Source organism: Prevotella sp. C0026C3 (genome assembly GCF_056590795.1).
Genome location: NZ_JBWPWW010000023.1, coordinates 15,024 through 28,119, shown reverse-complemented (window position 1 = coordinate 28,119; position 13,096 = coordinate 15,024). Strand labels below are relative to the sequence as shown.

The following is a 13,096-nucleotide window of genomic DNA, read 5'->3' as shown; positions in this document are numbered from 1 at the left end:
CAAGAAATTAACGACAAGGCACGTACCAAAGGCGAGTACAATAAAATCGGTGAGATTTATGGTTTTTCCATCATGGTGAAGACGGAGAGTACCTCAAAAGATTTGTTTGACTGCTCCGTGAACCGTTTCTTTGTCAAAGGGCAGGAGAGCATCTACTACACCTATAATAATGGTAAGTTGGCTACGGACCCGAAACTTGCGTGCGAGAACTTCTTGGGTGCGCTGGGGCGTATCCCCAAGGTGATAGAATCGCATGAGAAGGAGAAAGAAAAAGTTGCAGCAAATAAGGAAATCTATACTGCTATTGCTAATGGGACGTGGAAGAAAGAGGACGAGCTTCGTTCGCTCAAAGGGCAGTCGGCAGAGCTGGACAGAAAGATTGCCCTTACACTTGCACCATCGGAAGAGGAAAAGGAAGAAACGGAGGGCATGAAACAAGAAGAGGCTTTATCTGGCAAAAGTCATTCTATCAGGGTTGGCAATGAGCCGTCTCCTGTTCATAATAAAGAAGAGGATAACCATTCACAGAGTTTCAGATCCAAATGGAGACACTAAATATGTATTGGTTATCCAAATGAAAGTCAAGCACTTGTTCTTGTGCTTGACTTTCGAGTTTGAAAAATTTTTATCTTGGCATTCTTATATTGTGTATGATAATTGGTTGAATTATCTCCATAAATTCATTATTGCCAGATAGGTTCTTTATTCCAATGGTTAGGGAAGCCAATCTTGTAAATTGGAATATCCGGACGTTTTTCTATCAATGAGATAATGTTCTTTTTATAAGTGTCTCCGGCATTGATAGCATTGCACAGGTACAACATAGAGGTAATTATCAGATATGGCTTTTTCTTGGCAAACTCCGAAAGAGGATTTCTCAGCCATATACCTTTGGGATTGTTGATGTCCATAGGTCGTTTTACCATATTCCGACTCCAAACTCTGGAATGATGGGCTACAATATTCCTCAAATAGGATATAGCTTCAAGCCAGCTTGAGAGTTCCGTGTGTATGTTAAGCCCGAAGTCATTGGCAATTCTCGCCTTTTCCGGTAACTGATGACAGAGATTCTTGTATATCTTTGAAAGGGTACCGAAAGTTGCCATCTCAAAAATCACCCACGCATCAGGCTGCTGGGTAAATGATGTACATTTCCCGTCTTTCCACACTCCGTATTTGCGTTTGTATTCTTTTATAAAGACTTCACCACTGCGCATAAATTCGCTCATCAAATCCTCTATATGCTGCTGATGGAGAGATTCATTTACAAAGAGTTTTTTGTCTGTATAGAATAGCCCGCCAAAAGATTGTGAGAGATGATAAATCATTTTTGTTCGCAACGCTATCTCTATCGTTTCAATGGCATCAAACAGTATCAGGCGTAATTCCTTGTCGAAGAAATAACGTGAGATAACATCCTCAAATCTGGACTCCTCCATAAATATATGCCGGTCTTTGTCCTTTTGCATATCCCACCAGTACCCCTTTAATCGGTAGTAGCTGATATGACTCAAGTGAAGACGGGCAAACTCCTCGTCTTCTATAATCATGCCCCTATCTTTCAGTAAATCGATTTGTTCCTGAATGGAACGTGATTTTTTATTTGCCATAGTATATATAAAAAAATGACTCGCCGGCAGATCTTACGGTATGCCAAGCGAGTACTGTTATCTTCGTGTGCGGAAAAACCGCAACCAACTTTCTGCTTGCAAAGGTAAGTATTATTTTTGTTTCAGCAAAATAATTGCCGATATTTTTTAAGTGACAAAAATTACCAACCTGCTTCCGTATCATTTCAACTATCTCTTCCAGAAGGAAAAGTAACCTGACATTGGCTTTAAGATTGGGAATTTTTCGGCACAGTTGCAAATATCCGTCCCGAGTGGACAGATAATGTCAATGTCGATGGATAGAACTATATACATGAGACATCAGATATTTCGTTATCGTACAATAGGAGACATTGGCAAGTCGGCATTACTTATAATCATAACATCGGATACTATGCTATGAAATATGGCAGTAATAGAATACAAGATGGGAATAAAAACCTATCTACCACCGATGATGTAGACAAGCGCAATACTTACTCAACCAGCATAGACCTTGTATACCATCCAAATGACAAACACAAATTTACCTTCAATACTTCTATCAGCGCCGTTATCGGACCGGGATACACATCTACCGAGACACAAATATATAGAGGAATGAATGATTTAACTCAATTGCTATATGCCGAAAATGATTATCAAAAGCAACGAACACCGAGATATAGTGGTAGTATAGCATATATTTTCACGCCTAGTAAAAACCACACGCTATCAGTAAATGCAGATTATATCAAGGTCGATGGAGAGTCATATTGCAATCAACCCAATATTTATTATTTCCCAAACGGTACACTCCATCACAAAGACATATACCAATCAGAAAACGACAAACACATAAAGATTGCCTCATTCATGATTGATTATAAACATTTGTTTGGCAAAGGACATGAATTATTGGCCGGCATAAAAGCCTCAACAATCAACAGCGATAATAACTTTAAATTCTATTCTTCACTTAAAATCGATAATACAAGATCTAACAGGTTTACATATTCCGAGCAAAACATTGAAGGTTATACCCAATATACAATACAGTTAAATAAGTGGATGGCCACTGCTGGAATAAGAATAGAGCAAATGTACAGCAAAGGTTTATTGCAACCATACACAGCCATAGATAAAAAAGAAACAAATACAACAAACCGTTTCAACTGCTTTCCGAATGCTTCAATCTCCTATCAAATATCGCAAAACACACGTATGACATTGGCTTATAGCAAACGACAAGACAAACCTAGATATGAAGACTTAAATCCTTTTGAGTATTTATTAGATGAACTGACTTACTGGAAAGGCAATCCGTTTATCACACCTCAAACAAATGACAAACTGATATTTAGTTTATCACACAAACAACTGGCTATAAATCTCTCATATAATTCACTAAACAACTATTTTACAGGTATAACCGATGTCTATAATAACAACACGGTGGTAATGACAACCAAAAACATAGGAAAGCAAAAACAACTGGGTGCAGAAGTCGTTTACAGCAAACGTATTGCTTCATGGTGGGATACAAATTTGAACTTTGGTACCTACTATTTTGTCAACAAGCTGAATTACGAAACAAATAATCATATTTATAGACGACCATCATATACACTCAATATCTCTAATAATATTACTTTGCCTGCAAAATTACAGCTGGAAGTGGCGGCACAATATCTTTCCAAGCGACAAGGAGGCAGCTATGAAGTCCTAAAATCCAGCGGATATGTCAATATAGGCATTAGTAGAACGTTTCTTAAAGACAGACTTCACACATCTATCATCCTAACCGACGCCTTCCATACACAACGATGGGACAGCTATGGTAATACCAATAAGTTGAATATCAGCTCATGGGGAAACAGTGAGACACGCCAAATAGGTTTGAAAGTAAGATATTACCTAGGAGTAAAAAAATATAATGTAGAACATAAGTCTATTAAAGAAGCCGAGCGTTTATAATTCTTTATTGCTTAAACAAAGTCTTATAATAAATAAAGCCAATAACTTATGAACTTGAAAATTTACAAACTCATCTCCCAATCCAACAACTCATAGACTTAGAAACTTACAGCCTCACCCTGCTGCAAAGGCTTTGCAACTCTGCTGTTTGGCTCTTGCAGTAATGCTGAAAAGGCGGAGCAGTATCGCTGTTTAATCTCTGCAGTTTGATAGTTGATAAGTAAGCAAGTTGGCTAGTAAACTAATTTGCTACGCAAATCATTAGTTTTTAAGTTTATAACTACGGTAGTTATAGTATAAACAGGCATTGTTAGACACGCGAAAATGCTTTTGCCACATGGCCGAACTCAATTCGTCCCAACACATTCGTGAACATTTTAAGCAAGATATAAGTCTTGTAGTAGAGACGGAAAACCTTCCGTCTCCCTTGATAAACGACGTTGTTTATCGATATTTCTACAGTACTGTAGGGGTGCGACATATCGCGTCCGCATGCAAAGTTTACAATTATTCATGGATTAAATAAAGCTATTATTGTCTGCGGACACGGCATGCGTGTCCCTACAAGCACCCACTTATAAGGTCAATACCAACAAAAGCTACTACGTAAAGACAGTCAACATCCCATCCCGACTTTACTTCCTGAGTATATCGTGCAACCGATTTATTCTGTTCATTAAAAGTCAATGGATTGCCTAGATAGGGTGTCCAAAGATCGCTTCCCAACATTTCGCGGATATTATTGGTGTATATATCACCTTTATAAGAGATTACTCCATCTTCCACAAGGCGAAATCGACAAGAGCAACAACGTTCTTGTTCAAAACCCTAACTATTAATTTATAGGTAAACGTAAACACTGTCCACCTCATTCAGGTGACAGTAACAACCCTAGCGGGCAGGTCTGTGAAGACTTGTCCGCTTATTTTATATTCCCAAATGCGTTCTCTCGCAATTTCCAAACATAAGAGCAAAAACACATAAGAAAGCATAAAACCTAGGAACAAATTGTATTCGACCATCTTATTCCGAAGTATCGCAGACTGACTACGGATACTTAGCTACCTGTTAGAGCACAAACAACATTCTCAACCACGCCTCCAATACTCTTTAAGGATGGGCAAAGATTATACCCATAGACTCCAACTGCGACTATCAGCTATAGCCATTTCGCAACAGATAATAGGCTATTCATCTCCATGAACAATAATCCAAAGGTTCATAAATCTAAATACTCAAATCACTGCAGGGGCAAGGCAGCATCGCTGACCGGCCTTTTCAGAATTCTTGGCGAGCCTAGGCAGCAATGCTGCTTCAGCGTTGCAGAAAAGGAATTAACAACTTTACAAGTTAATAAGTAGACTAGAAAGGGAAGAGAGATGAGGAGTTTACATCCCCATCCCCACTCTTTCCACTGCACAAACTCAAAAAGTCGGTGTTTATTTTGAGATGCTAGAAAAATATATTACTTTTGGGAACGCTAACCCATAATAACAAACTTTAAACAAAACAGATCATTTTGAGATGTCTTCAGCTGTACACCATGACATACAAGCACATCCCTTGACGTTTAATACGATCTATAAACAATATTATAAACGAGCCATAGCCTTTGTCAAATCGTATATCCACGACGATTTGGCAACAGAAGATATTGTATCTGAAGCCATGATTAGCGTGTGGAAAAATATTGATTTGAATCGCAAAGAGGGAATTACAGCCTATTTGTTATGTGTATTAAAAAGCCGTACACTGGATTACCTGCGCTGTAGGAAACGTGAATTGCAAATGAAAGAAGACGTAGAAGTTTGGATGAATCGCGAAGTGGAATATCAGACAGAGGCTTTGGAGAGCTGTACCACAGATGGCATTTTCAAACAAGAGATACTGGACATAGCAAAAAATACATTGGAAACACTGCCAGAGAAAACACGATTGGTATTTGAAATGAGCAGAAATGAAGCACTCACACACAGGGAAATAGCCGACAAGTTGGGTGTTTCAGAGAAAGCCGTACAATATCATATTACCAGAGCTTTAAAGGCTTTGCATAAGACTTTGCGCAACTATTTGCCCATATTCTTATTTCTCTTTGGCGCATAAATCTATTTTTTTTCATTTTCTTATTAGGAGGTAATCCCCCAATTACGTATATATAATATGGAGCAAGAACTGTTATATCGCTACATGACAGGCTCTCTGACCGAAGAAGAGCGCAAAACTATAGTAGAATGGATAGGCGAAAGTCCGGCTAACAAGCAGGAGTTTATACGCCTACACAGGGTGTATGATGCTGCATTATGGAGTGAAAATAACGACGAACATAGTGCATCCGGAGCATCACACCGAGTCAAGATGCGATACCTTTGGCGCATTGCAGCAGCCGTATTCCTATTGATGGGTACGGCTTTGACATGGTATGTCGCATCGCAACGACACGATACAAGACAACTAGTAACAGTATATTCCCCCACAGGACAGCGCACTGAAATGCTCTTGCCCGATGGTAGTAAAGTTTGGTTGAATGCCAATAGCAAACTGACTTTTGATGCAGTGATGGACGGCAAAAAACGTGCAGTGGCTCTAGACGGTGAAGCCTATTTCAAAGTAGCCAAGCAAAAGGAGCGTCCGTTTGTTGTTTCCACTTCAAAGATGGATATACAAGTGCTAGGAACCGAGTTCAACGTATGTGCCTATACGAACGAGAAAGAATGGGAAACATCGTTGGTCAATGGAAAAATAGAATTGATAAACGAAGCCAAACACATTAGAACAACCTTGGCACCTAATACCACGGCAACACTCATAGGCAACACGCTGATACAGAAGACCATAGAGAATGCAGATTATTTCTTGTGGCGCGAAGGCGTATTGGCTATCAAGAACAAAGCACTTCTCGACGTGATGCACTTGCTAAACAATTACTTCGATTATAATATTATAGTAAAAAACAAGCGTATAGCCAACAAGCGGTACACAGGAAAGTTTAGAACCAAAGACGGCATAGAGCATGTACTACGAGTATTACAATTAGACAACAACTTCACCTATACCAAGAACAACGACACAAAGACCATCATTATACATTAATCATATTATCAAATACCTAAAAAGACTAGTGCCTATGATTATATCCAACTAACCACCCAGCAGCCACGATGGCAAGCAATCTATCTACCAATCGGCAACGATTGACTAGGAAAGACCTATGAGTAATTTTTTAATACCAAATTAACATGATTTCTAAATGTAATATGAAGATAAACCGACGCGTTGCATTATTGATGAAAGCCGGTGTCTTTATCTGGTTTCTAGGTACCAACCCTACATTCGCTATGCAATCTTATGCACAAGCACATAGCGTAACTATCAGGTTGAGCAACAGCAACACCAAGCAAATTTTGAAAGAGATAGAACGACAAACCGACTACCTCTTTGTATACAATGAAACAGAAATAGATCTGAACAGACGCGTAAAAGTAGATACCAAGAAACAATCTGTCAACACCGTACTCGACCAATTGTTTAATGGAACACCTATTACCTACGTGATAGAGGGAAATAATATCTTGCTCACTTCGCGCAAGACAGCAAACCAAAGAACTCAAAAGAGGAACAGCACACAACAAAATAGCAATGAAACACGGACAATACATGGAGTTGTGAGCGACGAGAAAGGTGAACCTATCATTGGAGCCAGCGTACAGGAGAATGGTACAAACCGCGCTACTGTAACCGACCTCGACGGTAGATTTAGCCTTAAAGTGGCCTACAATGCCACACTCACTGTATCATATATAGGCTATAGCAGCCAGCAAATGAAAGTGGGACAACGGAAGACATTGGACATTATGCTGAGAGAGAACGCAAAAGTGCTCGACGAACTCGTGGTTGTAGGATATGGTAAACAAAAGAAGTTGACCATGACAGGTGCCGTTGCTGCCATTTCGGGCGATGTTTTGAACAACCGTCCTATTGGCAATATCGCACAAGGCTTGCAAGGAGTTGTCCCCAACTTGAATATTACATTTAACAGCGGACAGCCATCGGCAGGTGCCGGTATCAACATTCGTGGTAACACATCATTGAATGGTGGCTCGGCATTGGTGCTGATTGATGGTGTAGAAGGCGACATTTCTATGCTCAATCCACAGGATGTGGAGAGCGTATCTGTATTGAAAGATGCATCTTCAGCAGCCATTTACGGTGCACGCGCTGCATTCGGTGTAATGCTTATCACTACGAAACAAGGTAAAGCCAACCAAAAAGTAAAGGTAAGTTATAGCAATAACCTAGCTTGGAGTAAACCGGCTCGACTCCCCAAGATGCCAAGAGCAGACGTTTGGGCTCGCGCTTGGAACGACGCATATGATAGCGAACAGCCCGGAGATTACTATTTCACCGACCGATTCTTAGAGGCATTGGATGCTCATATTGCCGACCCAGAACATAATCCGGCAATACTTGTCGATACAGAAGGAATCCAAAGTCCCAACTATACACCTAATAAGCCGGGATGGGCTTACGTGGGTAACACTGATTGGATACACGAATTCTATAAAAACGCAGCCTTTATGCAACAGCATAACGTGAGCGTTTCGGGAGGTAACGACCGCAGCCGCTATTATCTATCGGGGGCTTTCAAAGACCAAAACGGTATTTTCCGTTATGGTAATGATACCTACAAGCGTTATAATCTCACGTTTACATTCGATACCAAGATTAATAAAATGTTGGATATCGGTTTCTCTACCAAGTATAATTATACCCAAAGCGACGAACCATTTAAAGACGGTGGCGACGGTGCAACATGGTATTACGAAGTATATAGAATGTTCCCAACCCTATCTGTTTTCTTACCTAATGGAGAGTTTGCAGGTATGTCGCTCAGTAGAGGTAACTTCAATGTAATCGGACACATGGCTAATGCAGGCCGCAGAGTTATCTCCGGCAATGATATGTGGTACACCGGTCGTTTCGATTTGCATCCATTGAAAGGGCTATCTATCAAGGGTAATTACTCTATCAATAAATACTTTAGTCGCACTAAAGAACATAGAAAGACCGTATATCAGACGATGCCCGAAGGTGCAGAGTCTTTAAAGGCAGAATCTCCTAACCATGTAGCCAATGGAAATCGCGAGCAAACCTACCAAGCATTAAATATTTGGGCAGAGTACGATTGGAATCTGAACAAGCAAAACCACTTCAAAATCATGGGTGGTTACAACCAAGAAGGTAAAGATTATAAAGGTTTCTCATTGAAGATGACCGACTTGTTCGATAACTCTACACCAATATCTCATCTTGCCATCAACTACGCAAGCAACTGGGAGACTGATACTAGATGGCGTGTTCAAGGTTTATTCTATCGTTTCAACTACGAATATGCTGATAAATACTTGGTACAATTAGATGGCCGTTACGACGGTTCGTCTAAGTTTAGAAAAGGTAAACGCCACGTATTTGTACCATCCGGCTCTTTAGGATGGCGCATCTCTGAAGAAAAATTCTTTGCTCCGCTACGCAAAGTTGTTGACAACTTGAAGCTAAGAGGTTCTATTGGTGTACTTGGCAACCAAGCTATCAGCTCATACTTCTCATACATCGCCAGCCTAAATGGTGGTACCATGAGCAACTACATGATGAACGGCGACCCATTGACATATCTGTCTGCACCTTCAGTACCTAACAATGTGACATGGGAAAAGGTCATCAGTAAGAATATAGGTGTCGACTGGGCATTATTCAACCAGCGTTTGACAGGTCAGTTCGACTACTATGTTCGCGACACGAAAGACATGATTCGCTCCGTCACCCTGCCTGCTGTATTGGGTACCAGTGGCGGTCAAGAGAACATAGCCGACCTACGTACCAAAGGATGGGAAATAGAATTGGCATGGCGAGACAAGATTAATAACGTATTTAACAGTCCGTTGGGCTATTCTATCTCTGTAGGCCTATCCGATTATCAAGCTGAGATTACAAAGTTTGATAATCCTACCGGCTCGCTATCTATGTACTACAAAGGTTATAAGATGGGCGACTATTGGGGATATGTAACCGATGGATATGTGCGAGATGAGCATGAAGGCGCTCGCATGAACTATGTTCAGAAGTTTATCTATCACACTTGGAAGCCGGGAGACGTTCGCTATCGCGACTTAAATAACGATGGAGTCATCGATATTGGTAAGAATACGCTAGCTGAACCGGGCGACCGTACCATCATCGGTAACAATACACCACGCTATCGTTACAATGTTCAGGCAACTCTAAACTGGAAAGGTTTCGACTTCTGGATCATGTTTGATGGTTTAGGTAAACGCGATGTTTGGACAGAGAGTGACCAGTTCTGGGGATTCCCACGCGGTATCTACAATGGTAATATCACACAGTACCATATTGATAACACATGGAGTCCGGAGAATCCTGATGCTTATTATCCAAGAAAATCGCTGAACAGCAGAAACACACAACGCCAATCTAAATACTTGTTGAATGCTGCTTATCTGCGACTGAAAGGCTTATCAATAGGCTATACCTTCCCTAAACAATTGATTTCTCGCTTGCATTTAGACCAACTGAAAGTCTACATCAGCGGTAATAACCTTTGGGAGAAGACATATATGCCACCTTTCATGACTCCCGACATCGTAGAGAGTTTGACTGGAAATGGAGCTAATTCGGGAAAAGAATATGCATTTATGCGCCAATTCTCGTTTGGTGTTAACGTTTCATTCTAATCATTTTAAATACTAGATAACAATGAAAAGATACCATATATTATTAACAGCATGTGCCGGTTTACTGCTTGCAAGCTGTAATTATCTAGACGTTGAACCGGGCGATACCATTACTGAAGACCGCTTTTGGACTACAGCTAATGGTGTAGCATTGGAACAATACTGTCATACATACTACCCCCGACTGATAGTAGGACATGGAGATCCACGTTCATACAGTACCTCTCCAATGTTCGGGGGCGACATGCAGACAGATAATATCTTGGCCGGTGCCGCCAATCAGATAGCATTTGGTAAGAACGTAAAGACTCAAAGCGACGGTGCTTGGAACTGGAGTACGGTGCGAGGATGCAATGCTTTCTTGGCAAACTACAAGAAGACACCGGCCAATGCCATTGAGCAAAAGCACTATGCAGGCGAGATTTACTTCTTCAAAGCATGGGACTATTTCAATAAGATGAAGCGTTTTGGCGATGTGCCATGGTATGATAAGGTGCTGGACAAGAAAGATCCCGGCTTGTATAAGAAGAGAGATTCACGCACTTTAGTTACCGATTCCATTATCATGTGCTTGGATAGAGCCATCGAATACCTCCCAATGCTTACAGATGTAAGCAAGGTGAGCAAGGATGCTGCCCTCATGCTGAAGGCTAGAGTATGTCTCTACGAGGGAACTTGGCGCAGATATCGTAAGATGGAAGGTGATGAGAAATTGCTAAAAATGGCTTACGATGCAGCCGGCGAACTGATGAGACCGGAATATAAGCACTCTTTATATTCAGAAGGTGGGCCCGATATGTGCTACTTCAATCTGTTTATCCAAGATAATTATAAGGGTAATCCGGAGATTATCTTAGCACGTGAATACGACCCAACAGTGAATATGGGACACATGATATCTCGTTCCCATCCATTAAGCGATATGGGGATGAGCCGCGATTGTTACGAGGAATATCTCTGTTCTAAGACAGGTAAGCCCATTTCTATTTGTGGTTGCCATAACCCAAAGATGGGATATTTGGCAGAAATGACCAATCGTGACGGTCGATTAATGCAGACAATCTGTGTTCCAGACGCCGATAGCAAGCACGCACAATATCTATATAGGGAAGATGGTGGCAAGAAAAAGGGTGGAGTTCCCAATATTTTCAGCCTGTTAAATGCTACCGATGCCCATCCGTTCTATGGTACATCGGCAACCGGTTATTGCATTAGCAAGTACTATAAAGAATCCGAATGGGAAGGAACCGAGCATTTCAAGGGTTCTATCGATGCTCCCGTAATGCGCTATGCCGAAGTTTTGTTGATACGAGCAGAGGCAGGTGCCGAACTAGGATTAGACCCTGAATTGGATAAGACTATCAATGCATTGCGTCAAAGAGTAGGCTTTGCCCATAAATTAACCGATCATCCGACAGAAGATCCCGACCTTGTTGCTAAGTATCCTGACATCGTTGGAGCCAACAAGAACTTGATTCGAGAGATTCGACGCGAACGCAGAATAGAGTTATTTGCCGAGAATGCCCGATGGGACGACCTGTGTCGCTGGCATGCTGCCGTCAACTTGTTGAACCGAGAGCGTCGTGGTATGCCAATGGACCCCAAGTTCTATACAGCGAAAGAGATACAGATGATTAAAGAGAAAGTAGGATTCGACGCCGACGGATTCATCACTCCGTATGCTATTCGAGTTAGCTACAAGCCTACTTTCACTGAGAAGAATTACCTGTATAACATTCCTATCAATGAAGCATCGTTGAATCCGAACCTTCTACCCGACAATCCGGGATGGTAAGAGTGAAGATATAAAAGACGTAACATTGACAGATTTTAAAACTAAAAGTAATGAAATCAACAATATTATATTCAATATTGAGCTGCATGGCACTGTTCACGGTGGGCTGTTCAAGTTCATCAGACGATACCAACACGGCTCTTCCACATAAAGGTGCGAAGACAGTGCTCATGCAGAACGTTGCAGACAACCTTCCGGAATTGCAAAGTGTAGAGAAAGACTCTATGTGGAGCGTGACCGACGGTGTCAGCGTAACCGAGGTAAAAATGGTATTCCGCACATACAACACGCACATGTTGATTGCCGAAATAGACTTAACCAAGGGCGTAACGTTAACCCCAAGCTGTGCTGACAACGCAGAATTGCCTACCAAACTACAACCATTGACCGAACAAATGCAGGCATTAGAAAAAGCCGGCAAGACGGTATATGCAGGTATCAATGGTGATTTCTTCGGCAAGGGCAAAGACGGTTACCAATCCATGAATGTATTCGTGAAAGACGGAAAAGTCATCAAAGACACGTATACCGCAGGCAATGAAGGTATGATTATCAAACTGAAGAACGGTGATATACGCATTGTTCACCCACGCTTCTTCAAGAGTTATTCTGCCGATATACAAGAAGCTGTAGGTGGTTTCCATGCTTTGATAACCGATGGTGAACCCAACGAGTTGCTGGCCGTGAACGACTTGACGATGAAATTCGATGCACGCACATTCGTAGGCATATCACAAGACAACAAGAAGTGTTATTTCTTTGTAGTCGATGGAGGGCAGGACGACTTCTCTAAAGGCATGCGTGTAGAAGACGCCATCAGCATTTGTAAATATGCGGGATGCCATAATGCTGTAAATCTAGATGGCGGAGCATCGTCTACCTTTGCCGCTAAAGACAGCAAAGGCACCATCAATGTGTTGAACAAACCATCCAACGGCGAACAACGACCGGTATTTAATGGTTTAGTAGTCATTAAGAAAGGATAAGCT

At 41.3% G+C, this 13,096-nt stretch carries 9 protein-coding genes; 7 read left to right on the top strand and 2 right to left on the bottom strand.

Going from position 1 to position 13,096, the window contains the following annotated elements; genetic code table 11:
• Window positions 1-555: hypothetical protein (locus AC1EK4_RS11005; RefSeq protein ID WP_480358261.1), on the top strand; the 555-nt coding region annotated here is incomplete at its 5' end.
• Window positions 556-683: 128 nt separating this feature from the next.
• Here the strand turns inward: AC1EK4_RS11005 and AC1EK4_RS11000 are convergent.
• Window positions 684-1,610 (bottom strand): Abi family protein, encoded by a 927-nt coding sequence (locus AC1EK4_RS11000; protein ID WP_480358260.1) that lies wholly within the window; start codon window positions 1,608-1,610, stop codon window positions 684-686.
• Between the two features lie 600 nt (window positions 1,611-2,210).
• On the opposite strand from AC1EK4_RS11000, the gene AC1EK4_RS10995 reads away from it, so the two are divergent.
• A complete protein-coding gene (locus AC1EK4_RS10995) occupies window positions 2,211-3,566 on the top strand; it encodes an outer membrane beta-barrel family protein (RefSeq protein WP_480358259.1) in 1,356 nt (451 codons plus the stop codon).
• 561 nt (window positions 3,567-4,127) lie between these two features.
• Here the strand turns inward: AC1EK4_RS10995 and AC1EK4_RS10990 are convergent.
• The gene (locus AC1EK4_RS10990) at window positions 4,128-4,352 is read right to left on the bottom strand and encodes a hypothetical protein (protein WP_062435463.1); all 225 of its coding nucleotides are present in this window, start codon (window positions 4,350-4,352) and stop codon (window positions 4,128-4,130) included.
• Between the two features lie 738 nt (window positions 4,353-5,090).
• Between AC1EK4_RS10990 and AC1EK4_RS10985 the strand changes: the two genes are divergently transcribed.
• From AC1EK4_RS10985 to AC1EK4_RS10965, 5 genes are all read left to right on the top strand, one after another.
• Window positions 5,091-5,669 carry an RNA polymerase sigma-70 factor gene (locus AC1EK4_RS10985; RefSeq protein ID WP_052052984.1) on the top strand — a complete coding sequence of 193 codons (579 nt, stop codon included), beginning with the start codon at window positions 5,091-5,093 and terminating at the stop codon, window positions 5,667-5,669.
• Window positions 5,670-5,726: 57 nt separating this feature from the next.
• A complete protein-coding gene (locus tag AC1EK4_RS10980) occupies window positions 5,727-6,656 on the top strand; it encodes a FecR family protein (protein ID WP_062435466.1) in 930 nt (309 codons plus the stop codon).
• 164 nt (window positions 6,657-6,820) lie between these two features.
• Window positions 6,821-10,312, top strand: a complete 3,492-nt coding sequence (locus tag AC1EK4_RS10975; protein ID WP_480358257.1) for a TonB-dependent receptor — start codon at window positions 6,821-6,823, stop codon at window positions 10,310-10,312.
• 22 nt (window positions 10,313-10,334) lie between these two features.
• Window positions 10,335-12,107, top strand: a complete 1,773-nt coding sequence (locus AC1EK4_RS10970) for a RagB/SusD family nutrient uptake outer membrane protein (protein ID WP_036899856.1) — start codon at window positions 10,335-10,337, stop codon at window positions 12,105-12,107.
• A 50-nt stretch (window positions 12,108-12,157) separates the two neighbouring features.
• Window positions 12,158-13,093, top strand: coding sequence for a phosphodiester glycosidase family protein (locus AC1EK4_RS10965; protein WP_480358255.1), 936 nt, complete (start codon window positions 12,158-12,160; stop codon window positions 13,091-13,093).
• Window positions 13,094-13,096 lie beyond the last annotated feature (3 nt).

Coding starts and splice junctions, on each gene's coding strand:
- AC1EK4_RS10980 (WP_062435466.1), top strand. CDS start 5,727: ATGGAGCAAGAACTGTTATATCGCTACATGACAGGCTCTCTGACCGAA.
- AC1EK4_RS11000 (WP_480358260.1), bottom strand. CDS start 1,610: ATGGCAAATAAAAAATCACGTTCCATTCAGGAACAAATCGATTTACTG.
- AC1EK4_RS10975 (WP_480358257.1), top strand. CDS start 6,821: ATGAAGATAAACCGACGCGTTGCATTATTGATGAAAGCCGGTGTCTTT.
- AC1EK4_RS10965 (WP_480358255.1), top strand. CDS start 12,158: ATGAAATCAACAATATTATATTCAATATTGAGCTGCATGGCACTGTTC.
- AC1EK4_RS10985 (WP_052052984.1), top strand. CDS start 5,091: ATGTCTTCAGCTGTACACCATGACATACAAGCACATCCCTTGACGTTT.
- AC1EK4_RS10995 (WP_480358259.1), top strand. CDS start 2,211: ATGAATGATTTAACTCAATTGCTATATGCCGAAAATGATTATCAAAAG.
- AC1EK4_RS10970 (WP_036899856.1), top strand. CDS start 10,335: ATGAAAAGATACCATATATTATTAACAGCATGTGCCGGTTTACTGCTT.